The organism is Mesorhizobium sp. M0833 (assembly GCF_040319905.1).
Lineage (GTDB): Bacteria > Pseudomonadota > Alphaproteobacteria > Rhizobiales > Rhizobiaceae > Mesorhizobium.
Genome location: NZ_JAMYOQ010000035.1, coordinates 12,628 through 36,489, shown reverse-complemented (window position 1 = coordinate 36,489; position 23,862 = coordinate 12,628). Strand labels below are relative to the sequence as shown.

Annotated in this window: 21 protein-coding genes; 4 read left to right on the top strand and 17 right to left on the bottom strand. The window is 63.6% G+C overall.

Annotated elements, in window-relative coordinates; genetic code table 11:
* Window positions 1-142: 142 nt before the first annotated feature.
* Window positions 143-1,933: a tetratricopeptide repeat protein gene (locus NKH98_RS27690; protein ID WP_352903347.1), complete on the bottom strand. Its 1,791-nt coding sequence runs from the start codon at window positions 1,931-1,933 to the stop codon at window positions 143-145.
* A 143-nt stretch (window positions 1,934-2,076) separates the two neighbouring features.
* Window positions 2,077-3,813, bottom strand: a complete 1,737-nt coding sequence (gene leuA, locus NKH98_RS27685) for a 2-isopropylmalate synthase (protein ID WP_352651092.1) — start codon at window positions 3,811-3,813, stop codon at window positions 2,077-2,079.
* Window positions 3,814-4,432: 619 nt separating this feature from the next.
* On the opposite strand from leuA, the gene NKH98_RS27680 reads away from it, so the two are divergent.
* Window positions 4,433-4,747, top strand: coding sequence for a nuclear transport factor 2 family protein (locus NKH98_RS27680; RefSeq protein WP_352651066.1), 315 nt, complete (start codon window positions 4,433-4,435; stop codon window positions 4,745-4,747).
* 17 nt (window positions 4,748-4,764) lie between these two features.
* Here NKH98_RS27680 and NKH98_RS27675 read toward each other — a convergent pair whose 3' ends face one another.
* The 4 genes from NKH98_RS27675 to NKH98_RS27660 all read right to left on the bottom strand — a co-directional run bounded on the left by NKH98_RS27675 (window position 4,765) and on the right by NKH98_RS27660 (window position 7,747).
* Window positions 4,765-5,853 carry an AbrB family transcriptional regulator gene (locus tag NKH98_RS27675; RefSeq protein WP_352651064.1) on the bottom strand — a complete coding sequence of 363 codons (1,089 nt, stop codon included), beginning with the start codon at window positions 5,851-5,853 and terminating at the stop codon, window positions 4,765-4,767.
* 125 nt (window positions 5,854-5,978) lie between these two features.
* Complete coding sequence (locus NKH98_RS27670) at window positions 5,979-6,284, bottom strand: putative quinol monooxygenase (RefSeq protein WP_352508987.1); 306 nt, start codon at window positions 6,282-6,284, stop codon at window positions 5,979-5,981.
* A gap of 49 nt (window positions 6,285-6,333) precedes the next feature.
* Window positions 6,334-7,131, bottom strand: coding sequence for an SDR family NAD(P)-dependent oxidoreductase (locus NKH98_RS27665; protein ID WP_352690897.1), 798 nt, complete (start codon window positions 7,129-7,131; stop codon window positions 6,334-6,336).
* A 163-nt stretch (window positions 7,132-7,294) separates the two neighbouring features.
* On the bottom strand, window positions 7,295-7,747 hold the full coding sequence (locus NKH98_RS27660) for a DsrE family protein (RefSeq protein ID WP_352651062.1): 453 nt from the start codon (window positions 7,745-7,747) through the stop codon (window positions 7,295-7,297).
* A gap of 102 nt (window positions 7,748-7,849) precedes the next feature.
* Between NKH98_RS27660 and NKH98_RS27655 the strand changes: the two genes are divergently transcribed.
* A complete protein-coding gene (locus NKH98_RS27655; protein WP_352903344.1) occupies window positions 7,850-8,950 on the top strand; it encodes a hypothetical protein in 1,101 nt (366 codons plus the stop codon).
* Between the two features lie 224 nt (window positions 8,951-9,174).
* On the opposite strand, the gene NKH98_RS27650 is transcribed toward NKH98_RS27655, so the two are convergent.
* The 5 genes from NKH98_RS27650 to NKH98_RS27630 all read right to left on the bottom strand — a co-directional run bounded on the left by NKH98_RS27650 (window position 9,175) and on the right by NKH98_RS27630 (window position 15,586).
* Complete coding sequence (locus NKH98_RS27650) at window positions 9,175-10,104, bottom strand: cation diffusion facilitator family transporter (RefSeq protein ID WP_502894339.1); 930 nt, start codon at window positions 10,102-10,104, stop codon at window positions 9,175-9,177.
* Window positions 10,105-10,136: 32 nt separating this feature from the next.
* Window positions 10,137-12,326 (bottom strand): anthranilate synthase, encoded by a 2,190-nt coding sequence (locus tag NKH98_RS27645; protein WP_352903342.1) that lies wholly within the window; start codon window positions 12,324-12,326, stop codon window positions 10,137-10,139.
* A 227-nt stretch (window positions 12,327-12,553) separates the two neighbouring features.
* Complete coding sequence (locus NKH98_RS27640) at window positions 12,554-13,621, bottom strand: M14 family metallopeptidase (protein WP_352646652.1); 1,068 nt, start codon at window positions 13,619-13,621, stop codon at window positions 12,554-12,556.
* A gap of 130 nt (window positions 13,622-13,751) precedes the next feature.
* Window positions 13,752-15,128, bottom strand: coding sequence for an FAD-containing oxidoreductase (locus NKH98_RS27635; protein ID WP_352903340.1), 1,377 nt, complete (start codon window positions 15,126-15,128; stop codon window positions 13,752-13,754).
* A complete protein-coding gene (locus tag NKH98_RS27630; RefSeq protein WP_352903338.1) occupies window positions 15,125-15,586 on the bottom strand; it encodes a DUF4126 domain-containing protein in 462 nt (153 codons plus the stop codon). Before NKH98_RS27630 ends, NKH98_RS27635 begins: the two co-directional genes overlap by 4 nt.
* 147 nt (window positions 15,587-15,733) lie before the next feature.
* Between NKH98_RS27630 and NKH98_RS27625 the strand changes: the two genes are divergently transcribed.
* On the top strand, window positions 15,734-16,291 hold the full coding sequence (locus NKH98_RS27625) for a sugar O-acetyltransferase (RefSeq protein ID WP_352903336.1): 558 nt from the start codon (window positions 15,734-15,736) through the stop codon (window positions 16,289-16,291).
* A 57-nt stretch (window positions 16,292-16,348) separates the two neighbouring features.
* On the opposite strand, the gene NKH98_RS27620 is transcribed toward NKH98_RS27625, so the two are convergent.
* The 3 genes from NKH98_RS27620 to NKH98_RS27610 form a co-directional block, all read right to left on the bottom strand.
* Window positions 16,349-16,858, bottom strand: coding sequence for an RES family NAD+ phosphorylase (locus NKH98_RS27620; RefSeq protein ID WP_352903334.1), 510 nt, complete (start codon window positions 16,856-16,858; stop codon window positions 16,349-16,351).
* Complete coding sequence (parS, locus tag NKH98_RS27615; RefSeq protein WP_352903332.1) at window positions 16,855-17,334, bottom strand: type II RES/Xre toxin-antitoxin system antitoxin; 480 nt, start codon at window positions 17,332-17,334, stop codon at window positions 16,855-16,857. Before parS ends, NKH98_RS27620 begins: the two co-directional genes overlap by 4 nt.
* A gap of 187 nt (window positions 17,335-17,521) precedes the next feature.
* On the bottom strand, window positions 17,522-18,511 hold the full coding sequence (locus NKH98_RS27610; RefSeq protein ID WP_352903330.1) for a helix-turn-helix domain-containing protein: 990 nt from the start codon (window positions 18,509-18,511) through the stop codon (window positions 17,522-17,524).
* A 128-nt stretch (window positions 18,512-18,639) separates the two neighbouring features.
* Between NKH98_RS27610 and NKH98_RS27605 the strand changes: the two genes are divergently transcribed.
* Entirely contained in the window at window positions 18,640-19,287 is a 648-nt protein-coding gene (locus tag NKH98_RS27605; RefSeq protein ID WP_352903328.1) for a cysteine hydrolase family protein, read from the top strand.
* Between the two features lie 72 nt (window positions 19,288-19,359).
* On the opposite strand, the gene NKH98_RS27600 is transcribed toward NKH98_RS27605, so the two are convergent.
* The 3 genes from NKH98_RS27600 to NKH98_RS27590 form a co-directional block, all read right to left on the bottom strand.
* A complete protein-coding gene (locus tag NKH98_RS27600) occupies window positions 19,360-21,039 on the bottom strand; it encodes a formate--tetrahydrofolate ligase (RefSeq protein WP_352903326.1) in 1,680 nt (559 codons plus the stop codon).
* A 307-nt stretch (window positions 21,040-21,346) separates the two neighbouring features.
* The gene (locus NKH98_RS27595; protein WP_023679513.1) at window positions 21,347-22,471 is read right to left on the bottom strand and encodes a DUF2333 family protein; all 1,125 of its coding nucleotides are present in this window, start codon (window positions 22,469-22,471) and stop codon (window positions 21,347-21,349) included.
* Between the two features lie 15 nt (window positions 22,472-22,486).
* A complete protein-coding gene (locus NKH98_RS27590; RefSeq protein WP_254819151.1) occupies window positions 22,487-23,791 on the bottom strand; it encodes a DUF6638 family protein in 1,305 nt (434 codons plus the stop codon).
* Window positions 23,792-23,862: the final 71 nt, after the last annotated feature.

The window sequence follows — 23,862 nt, the reverse complement described above, 5'->3', positions numbered from 1 at the left end:
TGCGGAGATCAGTCTTATGCGCGATCAGACCTATGTGGGATCAGATTGGCCGGTTCAAATTGTGTCTGAATTGCGCTTTGGCCGTCCGGATGGCCAGTAAAATCTTCGCGATCAGCTGACGTCGTGCACGCGCCGGGAGACGTCAGCTGGCGCCGCCAAGCCCGGCGGCGCGCAGGGCTTCCACCAGCCGGTTGGTCAGATCGGCGGGATATCTTCGCTCGACGAAGGTTGCGCGCGGATCGGCTGCGAATTTCGGGAATTTGGTAGTGAGTTCCTGCAGCAGCCTGCTCGCCAGCTTCTCGCGGCCGGCAGCCTTGGCGCCGATCAGCCGCGCTGCCAGATAATGCGATTTCATTTCCGTCGTTCGCAAGCCGTCGCCGGCAAGCGTCGCCTTGTTCATGTCGCCCATCATGAACTCTCCGGCGAACAGCCCGTAATCCCACCATGTCGGATGGGCGCTGGCGATGTCCACGGCGTGAGCGATGATCGGGGTGCCCTCGCTGTACCTGCCGGCGAAAACCAGCCCGTAGCCATAGGCGGCGGCCATTGCGAGATCATAGGGATTGAGCTCATAGGCCTTGCGCATCCAGCGGATCGATTCCGCGGAATCGCCCATGCGCGAGTTGAGATAACCAAGGGCGCGGTGCGCGTAGGGGCTGGTCGGGCCCATCTGGATGGCGCGATGGGCAAACGTCATCGCTTTTTCGATCGTCGCGTCGGCGGGGTAGGGATAGTGGTCGGTGACCGCTTCAAGATGCAGGGACGCGAGTTCCGAATAGACGAGCGACGACTTCGCCTTCGCGTTGGCAAGATCTTCGAGGCAGCGGTAGGCGGCTTCGTGCGTCTGGGCGTTCTGGTCGAGATAATATTTGCCGTTGAGCACCAGGCACGCCGTCAGCCCGGTCTGGATGCCGCTCTGCTCGATGTAGTTGTAGATCGTGCCCGAGGCGGGCAGAGCCGAGCTCAAAATGCCGGAGATCTGGTCCTCGATGGCGGTGTTCGCGCTGTCGCCGGCGGTCAGGTTGCGTGACAGCAGCACGCGGCCGGTCGCCACGCTTTGCAGCTCGAGCATGATGTCGCCGCTGCGCGGCCCGGGCAGGACATCGAATACGAAGCTGGCGGCGTCGGTAACTGGATCGGGCGGGCTGTCGGCATCACGGCCGATGAAATTGACGGTGTCGAAGCCGCTAAGGCCGGCGCGCAGCGATGCGGCGACACGGCGAGCCACGTCGCTGTCGGCCTTGATGGCGATGTAGACCTGGGGAAGGTTTTCAACCGGAGGCGCTGCAATGCTGGCGGTCGCCACCGCGGTCTCGACCGCCGTGTCGCCGCCGGTCAGCAACACCACGCTGCCCTGGCGAAGGATCAGCACACCCAGCATGAGGATGACCAGCGCGATCGCCAGCCAGAAGAACTGCAAATGGCGCTGCAGCGAAGGTGCAGCAGGGGCGACGGCTGGAACGCTCAGCAATGCAGCCGGATGTGCCCGGTTGCGGGCGTCCTCCAGCGATCCGGGCGGGGCGGTTGTCGCCGCCTCCTCTGTCGCTGGCTGCGGCTTGCTCTTTGCCTCCACCTCCGCCGGCAAGCGAATGGCATTGAGTTCGTAGGATGGAACATAGCCGCCGCGCGGAATGGCGATGCGGACCGGTTCGGCAACGCCCTCATTGGCGAAATACTGCTGCAGAAGCTCGCGCAGCCTGCCGGCCTGCACCCGCACCACCGCATCGGTCGACGGATCGAAATCGCCGTCCTTGCCGAAGACGTCCATCGCTATGGAGAAGCCCTTGAGCCGGTCGGCTTCGCCTGCCTGCTCGCGCTCGACGAGGTAGCGGAGCAGCTTGCGCGCGCGCTCGGATCGTCCGAACGTTTCGCTGGCAAGCAATCGCTCCAGCGTTTCGCGCACTGCGGGGGCGGCAGGCGTGGTATGCTGCAAGTGTCGATCCCTTCGAATTCGGCACAGGTTGAGGTACAATCATATAGCGCTGGCGGCGCCTTACAAGCGTGTGCTTATGGTGCGATAGCGTACCCACCGGATAAAAGTCCGGTGGGCCGATGGCGCGAGTCTGGCAGTCTCGGCTAGCCGAGCTTTCGGCCGACGATGCGGTTGGCGGCCGAAACCACGGCTTCGAGCGAGGCGGCGACGATGTTGGTGTTGATGCCAGCGCCGAACAGCTTGCCGCCCGGATATTCCATCTCGACATAGGAAATGGCCGAGGCATTCGAGCCGCGCTGCATGGAATGCTCGGAATAATCCAGCACCGACATCGGCACCCCGACATGGCGCGACAGCGCATCGACGAAGCCGTCGATCGGGCCGGTGCCGGTGCCTGATATGGTCACCTCCTTGCCTTTGTCGAGGATCACCGCCTCGACCACGCGCCGGCCCTTGACCTCGGTGTCGGGGTAGGTGTGGTGGTCGAGGAACTTCAGCCGCGCGCCGGGCTGGTCGACATAGGTGTCGAGAAAGCGCTCGTAGATGCGCCTGGCCGGCACTTCCTTGCCTTCGGCGTCGGTGATCGCCTGGATGGCCTGGCTGAACTCGATCTGCAGGTTGCGCGGCAGGTTGAGGCCGTAATCCGCATGCAGCACATAGGCGATGCCGCCCTTGCCGGACTGCGAGTTGATGCGGATGATGGCTTCATAGCTGCGGCCGACATCGGCCGGGTCGATCGGCAGGTAGGGCACCTCCCAGTGCGGCGTGTTGGCTTTGCGCAGCGCCTTCATGCCCTTGTTGATGGCGTCCTGGTGCGAGCCGGAAAAGGCGGTGTAGACGAGCTCGCCGACATAGGGATGGCGCTCGGGGATCTTCAGCTGGTTGGAGTATTCGTAGACGTCCTTCATGCGGTTGATGTCGGAGCAGTCGAGCTTGGGATCGACGCCTTGCGTGTACATGTTGAGCGCCAGCGTGACGATGTCGACATTGCCGGTGCGCTCGCCATTGCCGAACAGCGTGCCTTCGACGCGGTCGGCGCCCGCCATCAGGCCGAGTTCGGTGGTGGCGATGCCGGTGCCGCGGTCATTGTGCGGGTGCAGCGAGATCAAAAGGTTCTCGCGATTGTCGAGATTGCGGCACATCCATTCGATGCGGTCTGCATAGATGTTGGGCGTCGACATCTCGACCGTGGAGGGCAGGTTGATGATCAGCTTGTTTTCCGCCGTCGGCCTGACGATCTCGGTGACCGCGTTGCAGATCTCCAGCGCCACTTCGAGCTCGGTGCCGGTAAAGCTCTCCGGCGAGTATTCGAAACGGTAGCCGCCGCCGGCCTTCGCCGCCATGTCCGTGATCATCTTGGCCGCATCGGTAGCGATCCGCTTGATGCCGGCGACGTCCTTCTCGAAGACGACGCGGCGCTGCAGCTCGCTGGTCGAGTTATAGAAATGGACGATAGGGTTGGTGGCGCCCTTCAGCGCCTCGAAAGTGCGGGTGATCAGTTCCGGCCGGCACTGTACCAGCACCTGCAGCGAGACGTCGGCGGGCACGTTGCCTTGTTCGATGCACCAGCGGGCGAAATCGAAATCTGTCTGCGAGGCCGACGGGAAGCCGATCTCGATCTCCTTGAAGCCCATGTCGAGCAGCAGGGCGAACATGCGCGCCTTGCGTTCCTGGCCCATCGGATCGATCAGCGCCTGGTTGCCGTCGCGCAGGTCGACCGAGCACCAGATCGGCGCCTTGTCGATCACTTTCGAAGGCCAGGTGCGATCGGCAAGGCCGACGGTCGGATAGGGTTGGTATTTGCGGGCAGCGTCCGGCATGCCCCTCGCGGGCTTGGTGGTTTCCTCTACGTTCAGACGGATATCTTCTCGTGCGTTCATCGTCTTTTCTCCCGGCGGCTCGCGGATCCAGCTTCAGGCGGATTGGTGGCGAGCGGCGCCTTTACCAGAATTTCGTTCGCTTGATGTGACGTGCCAATTTGCAGACTGGCCAAGGAGCGTGCGCGTGAGCGGCGAATTCGACCGCCGGGCGCTCCTTCAGCGAACCCGGCGATCGCCGATAAGGCCGAGAAGCAGCAGGGTGGAGGCAAGCGCGCGAACGGTCTGGCCGGCAATGCCGGTCGGACGGGACGCAAAAGAGGTGGCGCGCGGGCTCATGGCGGTTTTCATACAGGAGCGGGCAAAGCGAGGCAAGTGGGAGCACGCGCCGTCGGCTTGGGGCTTCTCGATGCCAGAGAAATCAATCAAGCGGATGACCGATGCCGGCGCTGCCCTTCACGCAGGGCGGCGCAAACCTGTCGCGATTGTCCGGGGTAGCCACATTTTGTTCTTGCTTTGTGCCGGCAGCTATGCTACTAATCTGGGTATGGTGCTAATTGGCTCCAACGACCCGCCTCCCGAGGCGGGTTTTTTATTTTCGGCGTCATGCTTCGAGGACTACCCTATCGTCCCATCCGGCCGCTCCTTCCAGAGCACCGGAATCCGGTCCAGGAGGAAAGACATGGACACGCCCGATCCCATCCGCCGCTTTGTCGAAGCCACCAATGCCAGCGACACCGAAGCCTTCCTGGACAGTTTCACGCCGGATGCCTTTCTGAGCGACTGGGGCCGGTCGTTCCGGGGCCGCGAGCAGATTGCGCGCTGGAACCAGTCGGACAATATCGGCGTGCAGTCCAGGTTCAGCATCCTCGGCATCGCAGCAGCGGACGGCACCTGCCGGGTTCGCATCGCCGTCGAAGGCAACGGTTTCAACGGCGAGGGCGATATGGTCTTCACGCTGGATGGCGAGCGTATATCGAGCCTGGTGATCAGCTGACGCAGCCCAGCTGGTCTTTACTCCCGCAGGCTTCTCGCCACCAGCCGCGCCACGCTTGGGCCGACCAGAAGCACGATCAGGAAGCGTGCCGATTGCAGCGCCATGACGAAGGAGATGTCGACATGCTGCGCGGCGGCGGCGATGATGGCGACGCTGTCCATGCCGCCCGGGCTGGTTGCCAGATAGGCGGTCAGCGGATCGATGCCGAGCAGGCGGCTGATCAGGAAGGCGAGGCCGCCGCAAAAGCCGATCAGGGCAATGATCGAGCCGACGATCTGCGGCAGCGCGCGGGCCGCGTGGCGCAAAATGGCCCTGGTGAAATTCAGGCCGATGCTCCAGCCGATCGTCGTATAGCTCAAGGCAAGCAGCCAGGGCGGCAACTGCATGGTCACGCCGAGCCCAAGATGGATCACAGTGCCGAAAATGAAGGTGCCGAGGAAGAACGGCGACGGCAGCCGGAAAATCTTGCCGGCGAGGCCGCCAACCAGCGCCACGCCGAAAGTCGCGGCTAAGCCTTGCGGGTCGACCGGTGGGAACCAGACGATGGCCGGCACCTCGATGCCCGAGGTGTCGACCCAGAGCTTGGCCACCAGGGCTGCCGTCATCGAGACGCAGATGACGCGCAGATAAAGCATGAAGGCGACGAGGCGCTGGTCGGCGCCGAAGGCACCGGCCATCAGCACCATGGCGGTGGCGGCGCCCGGCGACGAGCCCCAGACCGCGGTGGTGCCGGGCAGGATGCGCCAGCGGCTGATCAGCCAGCCGAGCAGGCTGGATGCCGCGACCGTCGCCATCACGACGCCAAGGAACAGCGGCCATTCCTTGTAGAAGACGGGAAAGATATCGGCCGAGATGGAACTGGCGACCAGGCAGCCGACGATCGCCTGGGCTGAGCCGAACAGAACCCGCGGCACGCGCACCGTGGCGCCGTTGGTGCCGGCGACGATGGCCGCCAGCATCGGTCCGATCAAGAGCGCGGCCGGCAGGGCGGCGAGTTCCAGCGCGCCGGCAAACAGCACCGAGACCACCACCAGGACCGGCCACTGCCAGGCCTTGTGGATCCGCGCCAGGTGCTCGATGGCCGGCGGGTTCGGGGAAGAATCCATAGATGGGCTCTTAGACCGGCCGCGAAAAAATGCGAACCCTTTTTGCGGGGTTGGCCTTGGGTGACGACTGCACTAGGAGATGGCCGGCAGGCCAGAGGGGGGCGCTGTCCCGCCGGCCTCTCCCTCTATTCCGCCTTCACTGGCAAGCCGAACCCGCCAACAGGATGCGTCTCCACCTGGAACTCGAACCCGGCGATGATCGGCCGTGCCTTGGCGATTGCCGCCTGGACTTCGGGCAGCTGCAGCGAAGCTTTGTGGCTTTCGGCGTCGGTCCACACTTCGGTCACCCAGATCGCGTCGGCATCGGCCGGGTCGGTGGCAATGATGTAGTTCAGGCAGCCGGGCATGGCGCCGGTGCTGGCGAGCAGGATATCCATCATTGCGTCACGCTGGCCGCGCATCGCCCGCATCTTGCCGATCAGTCCGTACATTCGCTTTGCTCCGTTGAGATGACGCAACCACGAGTATGCAGTTCGCCGTCTACGGCATCAACTGCCCGCCATTGACCTCGATCACCTGGCCGGTGATGTAGCCGCTCAACAGATCGGAGGAGAGGAACAGATAGGCGCCGACGCAGTCCTCGGCCGTGCCGGCGCGGCCCTGCGGGATGGTGGCGATCATGCCTTTCATCTGGTCGTCGGTCGAGTAGCGTTCGTGGAAAGGGGTGGCGATAGTGCCGGGCGCCACTGCGTTGACGCGGATGTTGAAGCCGATCAGCTCCTTGGCCATGCCGCGCGTGACGTTGGAGACGAAGGCCTTGGCCGAGCCGTAAAGGCCGGCGCCGCCACCGGCGCCGTTGCGTGCGGCGATCGAGGAGGTGTTGACGATGAAGCCGCCCTGCCGCTTCAGCCATGGGATCGCCTTGCGCGAAGCTGTCAGCACGGAGCGCGCGTTGAGGTCCATCACCGCGTCGTAATGCGCCTCGGTCTGCTCGGCATAGGGCACGCGGCCGAGCATGCCGCCGGCATTGTTGACGAGGCCGTCGAGCCGGCCGAAATGTTGCGCACTGTCCTCGACAACGCGCTCGACATCGGCAGGGATCGAGAAATCGCCCTGGGCGAGGAACACGTCGCCGCCGCCGTTGCGAATGGTCGCGGCCAGGTTTTCGGCAGCCGTACGGCTCGAATTGTAGTGCAGCGCGACGCGGCATTTCTGCGCGGCGTAGGCAAGTGCAAGCGCCGCGCCGATGCCGGTCGAGGCGCCGGTGACCAGCACCGCCTTTCCGGCAAGGTCGGGGATGACCAGAGAGGGGCTGACAAGGGTGGTGGTGGCTGGCACGTCTATTCCTCCGGGGGACTCTGCCTGCTCTTCGTAGGCCCTCGCAGTCCTCGCATTCAAGTCCGTAAAAGTTTAGAGCGGTTCACTGTTTCACGACCGCTCCCTCTTTGTCTTGACGCAATTCCGGACGGAAAACCGTTTTCACACTTTTCCTGGAATTGCCCTATGGCCTGAGATAGGCGTAGCCCTGGCGTTGCAATTCGGCGAGCTTGACGACGCCGCCCCTGTCGGCTGCATGGAAGCCGTCGAGCAGGTCGGCCAGGCCGATATCCATGCCGTGCATGGTGTTGGCGCAAGCGTGCGGGCTGAGTCCGTCCTGGACAAGCCCGGCGAACCGCCCGGAAATGGCGGCGGATATGCCCTTCGACTTGAAGGCGGCAAGTGCCGGGCCGTGCACGACAAGCGCGATGTCGGCATTGCCGTCGGTGCCTTCGAAGTGGTTCTTGATGTTGCCGAGCACGAAATTGACCTTGTCGAGGTCGCTGAGGTGATAGGCGACCTTTTGCCTTTCCTCTTCGACGGCCTTGACTTCAATGGCTGCCGCCTTGATCGGGCGCAGCCCGAAAAGCCCGGCAACTCCGGCAAGACCGACGCGGAAAATATCGCGGCGTCGCATGGCTTCATCTCCCATTTGGCCGGCCGGCGCAAATTGCGTGGCCTCGGCCGCGATCCTAGCATAAATTGACGCCACGTCTTGTCGGGGCAATGGAGGGGTAGCATGACGTCGAGGACCATAATGGGGACCATGATGGGCGCCGGGCTCGGGGTTGCCTTGCTTGCCGCCGTCGCCGGCTCTGCTTTCGCCGATGACACGCTCAAACTCACCGAGCTCAGCCCCGACGGCAAGGACGCCTGTTTCGGCCGCGTCTACGACGCCGCGCATCTCAAGTCGCATCCGCAGCAGAAGGTGACGCGCATCTTCTTCTATTACGGCCGCGATCCGGTCAGCCGGCCGAACGAGGAGCCAAGCACCGGCATCGATTCCTCCTACAATGGCTTCATGGCGACGACGGTGCGCGGCGCCGAGGCGCCTGAATGGCTCGGCGGCTGGTGCAGCCACGAGTCGGAGGACGGCAAGACCGGCCCGATCCGCTGCGGCATGGACTGCGATCGCACCATGGCTTCGCTGAAGGTCGACGACAAAGGCCGGCTGATTGTCTCGGACGTGCAGCCCGACCTCTATCTCGACGCCGGCTCGGAAGACGAGCTCGGCAAGGCGGAGTACGAAAGGCAGGCGCTGGGCAAGGACGATAACGGCTTCAGGCTCGACCCGATGCCAGCCGCCACCTGCAAGGCGGAGTTCGCGCGCATCGACCCGATCGACCCGGCCCTTGGCCCGCCATTGCGCGAGCGACTGAAGCCGGACCAGGCCTTCTGCTACGGACGCGACTACGACGCCGCGCATCTCGGCTCGCATCCCGATCAGCTGACCCAGTCGATCAGGGTTTTCCGCGGACCGGTCGAGCTGGCGTCTTTCGCCAAGGAGGGCGATCCGGCCAATTGGCCAAGCGGCGCCGACATCGCCGTTTCGGTTACCACGCGGCAGAAATCGGCCAAGGTCACGCAGGTCTACAACTGCCAGGGCGAGGGCGACCAGTGGCGCTGCGCGGCGAGCGCGAAGACGGGTGTTGCCTCCTGCGACATCGCGCAAAAGGAGGTCTTCCTTCGCCGCGGCGCCAACGGCACGATGATGCTGGCCAACCCGAACAGCGGCCTGCCGATCGTCGATCTGTGCTCGAAAGCGGCGGCAGGCGACACAATGTCCGACGACAAGGTCTACCGGCTGCAGCCTATGCAGCAGGCTGCCTGCGGGCTTTGAGCACTTGAGAACCGCGATGCCGGCAGGACAGCGCCCCCCTCTGTCCTGCCGGACATCTCCCCCTCAAGGGGGGAGATCGGCAGCTTCGCCGACAGCGCTTGTCGTTGGAGATTGGCGAAGCCCGAAGCGACATCCAATCTCCCCACTAGAGGGGGAGATGTCCGGCAGGACAGAGGGGGGCGCGAAGGATCACGACTGAGCGATGTTTTCTCTGAGACGCCACCTCACGCGAACGGCACGGCCGTCGTGCCCTTGGGCAGTTTCGCTTCGTCGTCGGGTTCGACATGGATGATGACCCGCACGGAAGGGATTTCGGCCTTCAGCGCGTCTTCGATGCGGTCGCAAATGACGTGGCTGGCGCCGACCGACATGTCGGCGTCGACGACCAGATGGAACTCGATGAAGGTGGCGCGGCCGGCGATGCGCGTCTTCAGGTCGTGGACCTCGAGCGCGCCCTTGCAATTGGCCGAGATGATGTCGCGGATGCGGATATGTTCCTGGGTGTCGACGGCGCGGTCCATCAGCCCGTTCATCGACGAGCCGATGACGTGCCAGCCCTGCCACAGAATGTTGAGCGCCACGATCACCGCAAGAGCCGGATCGAGAACCTGCCAGCCGGTCAGCACGGCGCCGACCAGGCCGATGAACACACCGACCGAGGTCGCCACGTCGGTCATGATATGCCTGCCGTCGGCAACCAGCGCCGGTGATTTTTCACGTCGTCCGGTGCGGATAAGCGTCAAGGCCCAGACGGCGTTGATGACCGTTGCGACGCCGTTAATGGCAAGGCCGGTCCAAGGCTGTTCGAGCGGGGCGGGATGCTGCCAGGACCACCAGACCTCGTTGAGGATGAGCAGCGCGGCAAGCACGATCAGCACGCCTTCCAGGACGGCCGAGAAATACTCGGCCTTGTGGTGGCCGAACGGATGGTCCTGGTCGGCCGGCTTGTAGCTGACCTGGATCGCCCAATAGGCGGCCGCCGAGGCAATGACGTTGACGATCGATTCCAGCGCGTCCGAATAAAGCGCAACCGAACCGGTGACGTACCAGGCCACCAGCTTCAGGCCGAGCACGACGAAGGCGACGACGATCGACCAGAAGGCGAGGCTGGCGACCTTCTGCCTGGCGGCGGCTTTGTTATCCACCGCGGTCACTGGGGAAGAAATCCCAACACTGAGCCCTCAAATTAAGCAGCCTTTTCCTTGGCCTTGCGCGGCAGGTGCGCGACGATGTTCTCGATGATGCGCATGCCGGCATTGTGGCCGAGCGTCATGATCGACTCCGGGTGGAACTGCACCGCAGCGATAGGCTCCTTGCGGTGCTCGAAGGCCATGATGATGCCGTCTTCGGTCTCGGCGGTGACGACAAAACCATCGGGCAGCCGCACCGGATCGGCGAAGATCGAATGGTAGCGGCCGACGGTCACCTCCTTGGGCAGGCCGGAGAAGATGATGCCCGGCTTCGACACGCGGATGCGCGACGGCTTGCCGTGCATCGGGATGTGCAATTGGCGCAGCTCGCCGCCATAGGCCTCGGCCAGCGCCTGCAGCCCGAGGCAGACGCCGAAGATCGGCAGGTCGCGTGCACGGGCCCGCTTGATGGTAGCGGCGCAGTCGAAGTCCTTCGGTGTGCCGGGACCGGGCGACAGCACGACCAGGTTTGGCTTCAGCCGGTCGAAGATCTCGTCCGGCACCGGTGTGCGCACCGTCGAGACATTGGCGCCGGTCTGGCGGAAATAGTTGGCGAGCGTATGGACGAAACTGTCCTCGTGGTCGACCAGGAGGATGTTGACGCCGTCCCCGACACGCGCGGTGCTGCGTTCGGTGCTGGCGGCATTGCCTGATTTGGCGTCGCGGATGGCGGAGAGCATGGCGGATGCCTTCAGTTCGGTTTCGGCTTCTTCTTCCTCGGGAATGCTGTCGAAGAGCAGCGTGGCGCCGGCGCGCACTTCGGCGATGCCATCCTTGATGCGGATGGTGCGAAGCGTCAGGCCGGTGTTCATGTCGCCGTTGAAATTGACCATGCCGATCGCTCCGCCATACCAGGCGCGCGGGCTCTTCTCGTTCTGCTCGATGAAGCGCATTGCCCATAATTTCGGCGCGCCGGTGACGGTGACGGCCCAGGCATGCGACAGAAAGGCGTCGAAGGCGTCCATGCCTTCGCGCAGCCGCCCCTCGATGTGGTCGACGGTGTGGATCAGGCGGGAGTACATCTCGATCTGGCGGCGGCCGATGACGCGCACCGAGCCCGGCTCGCAGACCCTCGACTTGTCGTTGCGGTCGACGTCCGAGCACATGGTGAGTTCGGATTCGTCCTTCTTCGAGTTGAGCAGCTTCAGGATCTGCTCGCTGTCGGAGATGGCGTCGTCGCCGCGCTTGATAGTACCGGAGATCGGGCAGGTCTCGACGCGGCGGCCGTTGACGCGCACGAACATTTCCGGCGAGGCGCCGATCAGATATTCGCCCTCGCCGAGATTGATGAAGAAGGAATAGGGCGAAGGGTTGATGCTCTTCAGCTTGCGGGAAATCTCGGAGGGCTGGGTTTCGCAGCGTTCGTAGAACATCTGCCCCGGCACCACTTCGAACAGGTCGCCGCGCTCAAAGCTCTTCATCGCCTTGCGCACCAGCTTGGCATATTCGCCGGGCTCGTGGTCGCCGCGCGGCGGGATGCGGTCGGCGGTCCTGAACGGCTCGACGATTTCGTCGCGCGGCAGGCCTTCGGTCGAGAAGCCATCGCCGGAATAGTCGTAGCGGTCGGTCCAGGCCTTGGTCGAATAGTGGTCGACGACGAGGATCTCGTCGGGCAGGAACAGCACGAGATCGCGTTGGCTTGACTTGCGCTCGAGCTTGTAGTCGACCGGATCGAACTGGAAGGCGAGGTCGTAGCCGAAGGCGCCATAGAGGCCGAGATTGGCATCTTCCTCGGTCTTGAACAAGGCGGTGATGGCGCGCAGCACGGTGAAGACGGAGGGAACGCGGCTGCGTTCCTCCTCGGTGAAGACACGGCCGGGCTTGGCGACTTCGAGGCGGACGAGTTTGTTCGACGTCTCGGCGATCGTGACATCGTCAAGGCCGGCAAGCACCGTGCCGATTACCGGCAAAAGCACCTCGCCGCGGCGGTTCAGCGCCTCGATGCGCATGGCACGGCCGCGTGCCGAGATCACAACCGGCGGATCGATGATGGCGGTGTCCCAGCGCGTATAGCGGCCGGGATATTCGTAATTCGAGGAAAACACAGCGCCGCGGCGCGAATTCAGCCCGTCGACATAGCCATCGATCGCTCCCTCATACGGCCGGTCGTGGCGCTGGCGGGTGATCGCCACGCCACCCGCGGTGACGAAGCGCTCGGCTCCATTCTCCAGAATTTTCGTCGTCATTGCCGTCTCCATCAGCGTCTTTTGGGGCAACGGACCCGGGAATGGCTTGAAAAAACAAATGGCCGCCCGGACATTCCGCTGCGGCCACCCTCTATTGTCACGCGAACGCGTTCGAACAGGCCGCTGTCAGCGAGCCCACCACCAAATGGTCTTGATCGAACGCATATTCATGGCGATTCCCATAGCGGCGATTGGACGGCCGCGCAACTGGATTCAAATGAAGGCCCTCAGTCCTCCAGCGTTCCCGACCTTGCATCGGCGCTCGTCCTGTCGCCGACCAGCTTCAAGAGGTCTTCGCCGGCGCGGATGATGCGCCGGGAACGCCGCGTCAGGATGAGGCCCGCCTGCGGCGCCAACACTTCCGTACGGCCGTCGGGCTCGCCGGGCGCGTGGACGATGGTGGCAAGGCGCGCACCCTTGGTGACGCGGTCGCCCGGCTTCACGTCGTAGAGGATCGCGCCCGAGCGGGGCGCCGGCATCATCTCGATGTTTTCGAGCGGCGCGACAATACCGGTAAAACAACTTGGCCCGACGAAGCTGCCAGGCGCGGGCAGCGCCTGATCCTGGATGACGCCGCGCGCCACCAGCAGCCGGTAGAGCCCTTCGGCATCGGCGCCGGCGAGCGCGCCGTCAACATCGAGTACGCCGCGATATTCGACCGTGGTGGCGACGCGCCGGTCCAGGCGCGCCACGTCGGCTGGAGCGTTCTGATACGGCATGATCGAGGCGCCTTCGAAGGTGCCGTCGGCGTCTTCGTGCCACAGCATCACCGCATCCACGCCCATGGCCGCTGCACAATCCGCCATGGCCGGCCACAGGCTGGTGTGGACGTAAAGATAGGCGAGGCCCTCATCGTCGCAATGCAGGTCGAGCACGATGTCGTGGCCGATGGAGAGCTGCAGCAGCCGCGTTTTCAGCCGCTGGTCGACCGTGCCGTGCGTCGGCAGCAGGGCGACGTCGGGCGCGGCGAGCCGCGGAAAGCCGCGATTGAAATTGGTGCGCGTGCCCAGATGGAAGCGGCCCTGATGGTCACCGTAAAGATATTGCGCGCGGCCTATCGGATTGGCCCAGGGCACGATGGTGATATTGCCGCTGACACGGCCTTCGGCTTCCGCCTTGCTGAGCATCGGTATCAGCGTGTCGATGGCGACGACGCCCGGCAATTCGCCGGCATGAAGCGCCGCCTGCAGATAGGCGGAAGGCGCCGTCTTGTCCGACCCGACGAAGCGGAAGACGGGGAATTCGTAGGAAACGCCTTCGCTGTCGCCGGCGATGCGTTCGATGGACTTCTGCATGCTGCCCTCCGTCAAGAGTTCGGAAGACATGCCCGTCGCCGGCGTGCTTGTCGATTGGTCCAGCCAGCGGCGCTATGGGCGCAATGAGCCTCCCTGCGGGATGCGCGTGGGGTCGCGCGATACACCCGGTTCACACCAGCGGCTTCAATTCCTGGGCGATGGTCGGCAGAAGCTCCGAGACGTTCGGGTGGATGTGCACGGCGCGCGCCAGCGTGCTGACCGGCGCCTTGGCATACATCAGGTCGAGCACGCAGTGCACCGCCTCGTCGCCGCCCGGGCCGAGCACCGAACAGCCGAGGATCTCCCTGGTGTCGGCATCGACCAGGATCTTCATGAAGCCTTGCGTCTCACCTTTTTCGACGGCACGGCTGACGCGGGTCATTGGCCGCTGGCCGACCAGGGCGCGGCGGCCGGATTTCCTTACCGCTGTCTCGGTCATGCCGCAGCGGCCGAGTGGTGGGTCGATATAGAGCGCGTAGGCCTCGATGCGGTCGCTGACCTTGCGCGGATCGTTGTCGAGCAGGTTGGCGGCGACGATCTCGTAATCGTTGTACGAGGTGTGGGTGAAGGCGCCCTTGCCGTTGCAGTCGCCCATCGCCCAGATGCCGGGCACGCTGGTGCGCAACTGGTCGTCGACGACGATGAAGCCGCGTTTGTCGACCTCGACGCCGGCTTTGTCGAGGCCGAGATCGTCGGTGTTTGGCGTGCGGCCGAGCGCCAGCAGCACATGCGAGCCGACCGCAGCCGCCTTGCCTGGCGCGAAGGTCACGGCGATTTCGTTGCCTCGCCTGGCGAAGCGGATGTCGTCGGCGCCGAGATGGACGGCAATGGCTTCGTTTTCGAGGATCGACAAAATGGCGTCCGAGACGTCCTCGTCCTCGCGGCCGATCAGCCGCGGGCTCTTTTCGATGACCGTGACTTCCGAACCGAAGCGGCGGAACATCTGCGCGAATTCGAGCGAGACATAGCTGCCGCCGACAACGATGAGATGGCGCGGCAGCTCGTCGAGATCCATCATCGACGAGTTGGTCAGGTAAGAAATGCCGTCGATGCCGGGCAGGTCGGGCACCGAGGCGCGCCCGCCGGTGTTGAGGAATATCTTTTCGGCGCTCAGCAGATCGTCGCCGACGCGCACCGTGTTGGCGCTTACGAAGCGCGCATGGCCGCGATAGAGCGTGCATTTGTCCATGCCGGCAATCCAGTCTTCGAGATTGCCGCGGGCGTCGTTGGAGACCTTGTCCTTGCGCGCCTTGATCGCCTTGTAGTTTACACTGACGGGACCGGAGAGCGTCACGCCATAATCCGCGGCGGAGCGGGCGAGATGCGCGGCATAGGCGCTTGCCACCATCGTTTTGGTCGGCGTACAGCCGGTGTTGACGCAAGTGCCGCCGACCAGCTTTCGCTCGATCAGCGCCACGCTCATGCCGGCCGCATTCAGCCGGCCGGCGAGCGGTGGGCCGGCCTGCCCGGCACCGATGATGATGGCGTCGAATGCCTTTGCCATCATGCCACCGCCGCCACGATCAGAAGCCCGCCGACGATCGCCACCGCGTCCTCGATGAAGGCGGCGGGCGGGTCCTTACCGAAGGCGGTGGCCAGGCGTTTGCGCGCCTCGGCGCCGCCCAGCGTGCCGATCACCGCACCAACGGCGCCGGCGATCATGCCGCCTATGGTGGCGCCGTCCGTGGCGCCGATCACCGCGCCGGTGAACGCGCCCAGGACGATGCGCGTGCCGAATTGCTGCGGCACCTTGCGGCTCGGCGTCGATGGCAGCTGGTCGGTGACCAGCTCGGCGATGGCCAGGATGGTGAAGATGCCGACGGCGATCCAGTGGCCCATGAGGCTCGCCCAGGTGCCGGCGACCGGCAACCAGCCAAGCCAGGCGCCCCAGGCGACCGCGGCGGGCGCAGTCATAGCGCGAAGCCCGGCAACGATGCCAATCAGGAGTGCAAGAATGTACAGCATGATCGATCCCCTCGACGGCCGGCTTGGGACAGGTCCGAGAGGGCAAGCTACCATAGGTCGGGTATTTGACCAGAGGTGGTGTCGCCGCCGGCGCTTCCGTATTTTCACCACTTGTGCTTTGGCAAAGTTGAAACTGGAGTTGCGGCCATGACGGCGAGCGAACGCACGAAAATGGCGGCGGGCGAGTGGTATTGCTGCCTCGATCCGGAACTGGAGGCGCTGCGCATTACGTCGCGCGACGCGGTGTTCGAGCACAACAGCCTGCCACCGCGGCAGCGTGGCGATATCGGGCCTGGATTGCGGACGCTGCTCGGCGCTGCGGGCGAGGGCGCCCGGATCGAAGCGCAGTTCCACTGTGCCTATGGCTTCAACATCTTTCTCGGCGACCGCGTCTTCCTCAATGCCGGCTGCACCATCCTCGACACGGCGCCAGTGCGCATCGGCAAGGGAACGCTGCTCGGCCCCAATGTGCAGATCTATTGCGCCGAGCACCACAAGGAGACTGCTGGGCGGCAGGCAGGGCTGGAAATCGCCAGGCCCGTCGAGATCGGCGACAATGCCTGGATCGGCGGCAGTGCCATCATCCTCGGCGGGGTCAGGATAGGCGACGGCGCCATCGTCGGCGCCGGTGCCGTGGTGACGCGCGACGTGACGGCGAACACCACGGTGGTCGGCAGTCCGGCACGGATAATCAGCAACGGCTGAGCACCTGTGCTTCTGTCGCCGGTCATGTCGTCGTTTTGATGGACATTGGCGGCCGTGTCACTTGGCCGGAGGTGGATGCAACCGTGTGTCGAGCGCAAACGCCTCCTGCGTCTTCATGGCGTATGCCCCTCTGGCGCGGCCCGCGTCGAAGATCAGGTTCCAGCTATGCTGCGATACGGCGCTCGGAATCACAACGAAACGGTGCCGTTGCAGAAGATCGTCGCCAAACGCCTGTTGTCCGGGGCTCGGAATGCCCGGGCGCAACCAGTTGGGGTTGGGCACGGCGACGGGGTCGACAATATGCACATCTGCGACATCGCTGACGATCGCTGCCGTCATGACATGCGCAATCGTGTCGAGCACCCTGAAGCCCTTATGGACCGCAACTTCGAGGATCGCAGTCGACGGATCGATCGAGCAGTAGACGGCGCGCACGCCCTTGCTGTTCCAGCGTCCGCCCACCCTGTATGCGCCCTCGCCACTATCCCATGCAGGCGCAAACGCGGCTTGATCGAGGCGCCATCCGATGAGGTCGGAGCCACCAAGCGCCGCCGGCAGCGGCGTCATGCATAAACGCCATATTCAAGCCGTTCCAGATAGTCTTCTACAAGCTCGATCCCCGCCGGTGTCGCCAGAAGGTCGATTGGACGACGCTGGTCGAGCCCAATCGCCGGGCGCTCCAGCCATTGCTCTGCCTCCACCTGCGAACCGAACACGTCGGTCGCTTTCGACAGGATCTCCGCGAACTTCCAGGTTCGTCCGCTCTGGTCCTGACTGAGAGGCTTGGAAGGAGCATCCTTGCGGCGCTGGTAGGTGCGCAGGCTCATGCCGACGGCCTTCTCCAGCGAATCAGTCTTCTGGATGAAGACGAGTTGCCCGATAAGATGGTCCAGCGCTGAAGCCGGCAGGCCGTGCAGAAGCAACTCGTGGGCATCCAAAGCGCTGCTGAGGCGCCTTGCCAGAATGCGGCTGCCGCCTAGCAATTTCACCACCTTCTGAAGTTCATTGTTTTTTGCTGCTGGCGCAGCCTTTTCCAATGCCATCGCCCCGGCGAGCCCTCTTCGCGTCATCTGTCGCTTTAATATATGACAGATGACGCAGAGCCTTTCAAGCACGACAGGATCGAGAGCAGGGCAATCGCTTCGAGAAAAAAGATAGCCTGCTCGGGCCAGATGGCAGTCCAACGTCGGCACTGAAGCGATTGCCCTGGAATCGAGCGCGAGCCGAATTTCACCTCGGCATGTGCGCCACGCGCTCCTCCTGAGCACTCTTCGAGAATTCGCGCCGGTACTGCGCCGGCGAGGTTCTGAGCCGCGCCGCGAAATGCTGGCGCAGCGAGGTGGCGCTGCCGAAACCGGCCTCGAAGGCAACCGTGTCCATCGATTTTTCCGTTGCTTCCAGCAGCCGCTGCGCCAGCTGGACGCGCTGGTCGGTCAGCCAGTCACCGAAACTGGTGCCGATCGTTTTCTGGAAACGGCGCGTGAACGTCCGGCGGGTGAGGCCGGCGTGACCGGCAACGCTGTCCAGACTGTGCGGCTCACCCAGGGTTTTGCGCACCGCTTCGAGAGCCTGGGTGAAGCGGTCCGCATTGCCGGTCCTGGCGATGGGACGTTCGATGAATTGAGCCTGCCCGCCCTGCCTATGCGGAGAAAGCACGATCTGCCGGGCCAGGCGAAGTGCCGCCTCCGCGCCGTAACGAGCCCGTACGACGTGCAGGCAGCAGTCGAGCCCGGCGGCGACGCCGGCGGATGTCACGACGTCGCCATTGTCGATGTAGAGCACTTCCGGTTCGACGAGAATGTCGGGATAGAGTTCCTGCAGCTGATCCGCGTAGGCCCAGTGCGTCGCCGCTCGCCGCCCCGAAAGCAGTCCGGTCGCCGCAACAGCGAACGTTCCCAAGCACAGCCCGACGATCAGCGCGCCGCGCTCGTGCGCGCCAAGCAACGCGTCGATCAAGGCGGCTGGAGGCGAGCTCCCGAGATCCTTCCAGCTTGGCACGATGACGATGTCGGCGTCATCGAGCGCGGAAAGCCCGTGCGGGACGCTGATGGTCAGCCCGGCATCGGTGCGGATCGGCCCGTCCTCAATCGCGCAGACCCGGAAGTCGAAGCGCGGCAGGCCGAGCCTCGTGCGATCCGCGCCGAACACGAGACACGGCACGGAGAGATGAAACGGGCTGATGCCATCGAAGGCGATGGCGGCAACGGCAGGATCGGTCATGGCAGCACCAACAGGAGTAACAACCAATTGTCCCAATTCTTTCGAATAATGTCAATTGGGACACTTTTTGCGTTCCCGTGCCGAGCTTATCGTCCACCCATCACTGTCCAACGGGAAAGGAAAACCCCATGTCGCAACCAGCCACAGGCAAAGCTCCACGCCGCGCCCTCATCGTCATCGATGTTCAAAACGACTATGACGGCGGCAACCTCGCCATCCAGCATCCGCCCTTCGGCGACAGCGTCGTCAATGTGGCGCGAGCGATGGACGCGGCCACCGAGGCAGGCGTCAAGGTGGTGGTCATCAAGCAGTTGGCACCGGAAACCTCGCCGGTCTTCGCCAAGGGCAGCCATGGCGCCGAGTTGCACCCGGAAATCGCCAAGCGAAACCGTGACCACTACATCGAAAAGAACTTGCCCAGCGCCTTCACCGGCACAGACCTTGAGGAGTGGCTGCGCGCCAACTCTGTCGATACGATCACGGTCATCGGCTATATGACGCATAATTGTGACCTGTCGACGGTCATCCACGCCGTGCATATGGGCTTCGAGGTTGAGTTCCTATCGGACGCAACGGGGTCGTTGCCATACGCCAACAGCGCCGGCTACGCGTCGGGGGAGGAAATCCATCGCGTCGTGACGATCGTCCTGCAATCGCGCTTCGCGGCCGTTCTCAAAACCGCCGAATGGATCGAGTGCCTGAAGACCGGCGTGGTACCCCAGCACGACACACCCTATGCCTCCAACCAGCGCGCGCTGGCGCGGAGCGCAGCGTAGGAGACCATTGCGGACAGGCAGAAGGGCGCCGCAGCGTTGCGGCGCCCTTTGCCGTTCGAGCATTGATTATCCCTAAAACAGGCCTTCGATCTGGCCCATTTCGTTCAGGAAGATCTTTTCCGAGGATGGCGCTTTGGGCAGGCCGGGCATGGTCATGACCTCGCCGCAGATGATGACGACGAAGCCGGCGCCGGCAGACAGCCTGACCTCGCGCACCGGTACGGTGTGGCCGGTCGGCGCGCCGCGCAGATTCGGATCGGTCGAGAAGGAATATTGCGTCTTGGCCATGCAGACCGGCAGGTGGCCGTAGCCGGCGTGCTCCCAGGCGTGGAGCTGATCGCGCACCGACTTGTCTGCGATCGCTTCGGAACCGCGATAGATGCGCTGGACGATGGTGTTGATCTTCTCGAACAGCGGCATGGCGTCGGGATAGAGCGGGGCAAATTGCGACGCGCCGGAGTCGGCCAATGCCACGACCCTTTTGGCCAGTTCCTCGATGCCGGCCGATCCCTGGGCCCAGTGCTTGCACAGGATCGCCTCTTCGCCCATCGAGGCGACGTAGTCCTTCATCGCCTGGATCTCGGCCTCTGTGTCGGAGTAGAAATGGTTGATGGCGACCACAGCTGGCACACCGAACTGGCGGATGTTCTCGATGTGGCGGCCGAGATTCGCACATCCCTTCCTGACCGCCTCGACGTTCTCCTTGCCGAGGTCCTCCTTCTTGACGCCGCCATTCATCTTCATGGCGCGAACCGTGGCGACGATGACCGCCGCTGCCGGCCTCAGGCCGGCCTTGCGGCATTTGATGTCGAAGAACTTTTCGGCACCGAGATCGGCGCCAAAACCGGCTTCGGTGACGACGTAATCGGCTAGCTTCAGCGCCGTCGTGGTGGCAACGACGGAGTTGCAGCCATGCGCGATGTTGGCGAAGGGGCCGCCGTGGACGAAAGCCGGGTTGTTCTCCAGCGTCTGCACGAGATTGGGCTGCATGGCGTCCTTCAGGAGTACGGCCATTGCACCGTCGGCCTTGAGGTCGCGGGCATAGACGGCCGACTTGTCGCGACGATAGGCGACGATGATGTCGCCGAGGCGCTTTTCCAGGTCCTTCAGGTCGGTCGACAGGCACAGGATGGCCATAACTTCCGAGGCGACTGTGATGTCGAAACCGGCCTCGCGCGGGAAACCGTTGGCGACGCCGCCGAGCGAACAGATGATCTCGCGCAGCGACCGGTCGTTCATGTCCATGACGCGGCGCCAGACGACACGGCGGGTGTCGATGCCGAGCTCGTTGCCCCAATAGATGTGGTTGTCGATCAGCGCCGACAGCAGATTATGCGCCGTGGTGATGGCATGGAAATCGCCGGTGAAGTGGAGGTTCATGTCCTCCATCGGCACGACCTGCGCGTAGCCGCCGCCGGCGGCACCGCCCTTGACGCCGAAATTCGGTCCGAGCGAAGCCTCGCGGATGCATACGATGGCCTTCTTGCCGAGGCGGTTGAGGCCATCGCCCAAGCCCACCGTCGTCGTCGTCTTGCCTTCGCCGGCCGGTGTCGGGTTGATGGCGGTGACGAGGATCAGCTTGCCGTCCTTGTTGCCCTTCACCGACTTGATGAACTCGGCCGAGATCTTCGCCTTGTCATGGCCGTAGGGCAGAAGATGTTCGCTCGGAATGCCGATCTTCTGGCCGATCTCCTGGATCTGCTTCTTCCTGGCGCCGCGCGCGATCTCGATGTCGGACTTCACTTCGGCCATGACGGCTTCCCTCTGGATTGGACGGATTTGACTAGTGTGGTCGCAAGAACAGCCCGGCATTGCAGGCGCGAGCATGTTCTACCCCTGTCGCTGCCGCGGCGTCAACTTTCATGCAACTATGTTTCCTGCGAAGAAAATACCTCTGCCGCCGGCCGCTCTGCTACAGGTTCTTTTTTGCGCCGGTCGCAGCGCCGTATAGAAGCCAGAGCAGGGGCGCTTCCGCCGTCTCAAAACAGCCGCCTAATACGCGAAAAGCGACAGAAGCAACGGCGCAAATTCACCAGCGCCGGCTGTGCGGAACGATCGGCTACTGCGTCAGCACGTTGCTGATCTCGACCATGTTCGAGCGCACCCTGAGTATGTAAAACCCCATCGTCGTCAGATGTGTCGGCAGCAGCCAGCCGTCTTCGCGGCCATTGGCGATGATGAAGGGCTGGATGCGCAGCGCCGAGACGAATTGCGCGTCCATCGTATCCCACAGGTTCTGCAGGTGCTTTTCCTTGATGACGTCCTCGAAGTCGGCCTGTGCGCCCTTCATCAGCCCGTAATAGGCATAGAGCTGGCCATAGGCGAACCAGAAGCGATCGTCGGCGCGCGTGTCGAACCAGCCATTATTGTGGTTTTCGGCACGCTCCTTGAGGATCGCCGAGGTCGAACCGATATCGGACGAGATGCGGTCGATATACTGCTTGAGATTGTCGGCTCGGGCATCGAATGTCGCCTGGCAGGCTGCGAGGCGGGCGTTGAAGGAGCGCAGCTTGCGCACCGCGTCGCGATAGTAGCTCGGCGTCGGCGTCTTGGGGCCGAACGGGTTCAAGCCGAAATACCAGGTTTCCTCATCGAACTGCAGATTGCCGCGGGCGTCCTGCAGGTCGGCGTCGATCTGCGAGGTGGTGCGGACGCGGCCGAGATTATCGGCAAGCTCGGTCGCCGTACGCCGCACTGCCTGGTTGATGCCGCGCTGGAACGAAGCCTTGTTGTCCATGAACGGCGTGTGGTCCCAGTCGATGCCGAACAGGCCGAGCTTGTAGAGGATCATCGACGACACCCAGGCATTCTGGTTGACGTTGAAGTCGGTCAGGTCGGCAGCAACCTGGGCAATGGCTGAATTTCCGCAGGTCTTGGCCGTGTCGGTGCCGGCGCCGGCGGAAACCTGTTCACCGGCGGAGCTGTTGCGTTTTTCGAAAGTGTATTTGTCGACGTAATTCGGGTCGAAATTGTTCCACCACTGCGTGGCATAGAAGAAATTGACATAGAGGCCGATCAGCACGAGCACAGCCAGGCCGAGCACCGCCTTCAGGATCCAGCCGCGTTGCGTGTACCAGCGCCCCGCCCACAGGAACGGCCACAGGATCGCGCCGATGAGCAGACCAATGCCGCGGCCAATCCACTGGAAAATCCGGGTGAAGAAATTCACGATCGGATCAAGCATGGCGATGTCACCCCCTCAGTCAGTCAAGCCGTAGAGGCGTGTGCGAAACGCCACCTTGTCCTTCAAATATGTGGTTTTCAGAACGTCCACAACATGCGATCGCCAGGCGTCGCTGAAGCCGTCATAATCCCTGTAGAAGCCCGGCTTGTTGAAGACGTAACGCGAGACGAAGTCCTGCGGCACGAAGTCCGAGATCAGCTGGTTGGTCAGCCAGGCGTCGGGATGGTCCGGCTTGGCCCGGATGACCAGGAAGCGCTGCTGCGGGAACACATCCTCGATCTTGAGATGGCCGAGCTGGGCGATCTCGCGCTTGGCGGCGTTGAGGAAGGGAAAATTGCCGTCCCTGGTGATCAGATCGGCATGGCCGTGGATCCAGGTCTGCAGCCAGACCTTGTCGACATCGGTCAGATTGCGGTCGGGCTCGGCGTCGCGGATCAGCGCGCGCACCACCATTTCGGCGCGATGCTCGAGATAGCCGGAGGTTTCGATCCATGAGGCGCGCGGCAGCTCGATGCGCCCGGTCGAGGCGAGGAACTTGAACACCTTGTCGGCATCGTGGATCGAAAGGTAACTCACCTGCCACGGCCGCGAGCGGCGGAAACCGGGCGCTGCCGGGTCGCTGATCACCGTCGTCACGTCGGGATCGACGAACACATAGAGCCCGCCGAAATGGCTGGTCCAATAGGCATTGTGACGGAAGATCACCTGGTCCGGCACCAGCGCATTCTCGCGGATGTCGCCGCAGATCTTCGCCAGCTCGACCATGTGGGCCAGCATGGCGTTGTCGCGCCAGGCATCCGGCTCCTGCTTCAGCCGGTCGACCAGCTTGCCGAGTTCGGCGGCCTTACCGAGCACATCCTCGGCCGAGAGCACCTTGAATTCGACCTGGTTGATCGACAGCAGGTCCTCGATGTCGTCGACCTTGGGGACCGAGTCCTCGATCTCGCCGTAGATGACGTCCTTGATCGTCAGCGCATCGATGGCGCGCTGGTTCTTCGACATGAATTCGTACATCAGCAGCGAGGTGTTGGAGAATGCCGTGTGCACCACCGGCAGGTCGATCTGCGACGGCGTCAGGATGATGAAGCGGCGGTTGACCTCGTTCGGATCGAGGTAGCTGTAGTCGCCGCATTCCTCGGCGACCTGCGGCGAGAAGCCGGTGCGATCGATCTCGAAGCTTTTCAACTTGGTCGGCTTCAAGCCGAACGCGATCATCGCCTTGTTGTAGCGCTGGATCAGGTGCGGCTCGTCGATCGTCAGCAGCCGGCCGTAGATCAGCTCGTTGTCGCGCAACAGATCGGGCTTCTTGGCGGGGCTCATGCTTTCTTCTTCCCGTTCACGGGGAGAAGGTGTCCGAACGGCGGATGAGGAGCGCGAACGCTCCTTCTTCC

Bases quoted from the DNA above. Each gene is read 5' to 3' on its own strand.
- NKH98_RS27680 (WP_352651066.1), top strand. From the start codon at position 4,433: ATGGACACGCCCGATCCCATCCGCCGCTTTGTCGAAGCCACCAATGCC.
- NKH98_RS27670 (WP_352508987.1), bottom strand. From the start codon at position 6,284: ATGTACGGACTGATCGGCAAGATGCGGGCGATGCGCGGCCAGCGTGAC.
- NKH98_RS27590 (WP_254819151.1), bottom strand. From the start codon at position 23,791: ATGAGCCCCGCCAAGAAGCCCGATCTGTTGCGCGACAACGAGCTGATC.
- parS (WP_352903332.1), bottom strand. From the start codon at position 17,334: ATGGCATTGGAAAAGGCTGCGCCAGCAGCAAAAAACAATGAACTTCAG.
- NKH98_RS27605 (WP_352903328.1), top strand. From the start codon at position 18,640: ATGTCGCAACCAGCCACAGGCAAAGCTCCACGCCGCGCCCTCATCGTC.
- NKH98_RS27625 (WP_352903336.1), top strand. From the start codon at position 15,734: ATGACGGCGAGCGAACGCACGAAAATGGCGGCGGGCGAGTGGTATTGC.
- leuA (WP_352651092.1), bottom strand. From the start codon at position 3,813: ATGAACGCACGAGAAGATATCCGTCTGAACGTAGAGGAAACCACCAAG.
- NKH98_RS27655 (WP_352903344.1), top strand. From the start codon at position 7,850: ATGACGTCGAGGACCATAATGGGGACCATGATGGGCGCCGGGCTCGGG.
- NKH98_RS27620 (WP_352903334.1), bottom strand. From the start codon at position 16,858: ATGACGCCGCTGCCGGCGGCGCTTGGTGGCTCCGACCTCATCGGATGG.
- NKH98_RS27640 (WP_352646652.1), bottom strand. From the start codon at position 13,621: ATGCAGAAGTCCATCGAACGCATCGCCGGCGACAGCGAAGGCGTTTCC.
- NKH98_RS27630 (WP_352903338.1), bottom strand. From the start codon at position 15,586: ATGCTGTACATTCTTGCACTCCTGATTGGCATCGTTGCCGGGCTTCGC.
- NKH98_RS27600 (WP_352903326.1), bottom strand. From the start codon at position 21,039: ATGGCCGAAGTGAAGTCCGACATCGAGATCGCGCGCGGCGCCAGGAAG.
- NKH98_RS27675 (WP_352651064.1), bottom strand. From the start codon at position 5,853: ATGGATTCTTCCCCGAACCCGCCGGCCATCGAGCACCTGGCGCGGATC.
- NKH98_RS27660 (WP_352651062.1), bottom strand. From the start codon at position 7,747: ATGCGACGCCGCGATATTTTCCGCGTCGGTCTTGCCGGAGTTGCCGGG.
- NKH98_RS27635 (WP_352903340.1), bottom strand. From the start codon at position 15,128: ATGATGGCAAAGGCATTCGACGCCATCATCATCGGTGCCGGGCAGGCC.
- NKH98_RS27595 (WP_023679513.1), bottom strand. From the start codon at position 22,471: ATGCTTGATCCGATCGTGAATTTCTTCACCCGGATTTTCCAGTGGATT.
- NKH98_RS27645 (WP_352903342.1), bottom strand. From the start codon at position 12,326: ATGACGACGAAAATTCTGGAGAATGGAGCCGAGCGCTTCGTCACCGCG.
- NKH98_RS27610 (WP_352903330.1), bottom strand. From the start codon at position 18,511: ATGACCGATCCTGCCGTTGCCGCCATCGCCTTCGATGGCATCAGCCCG.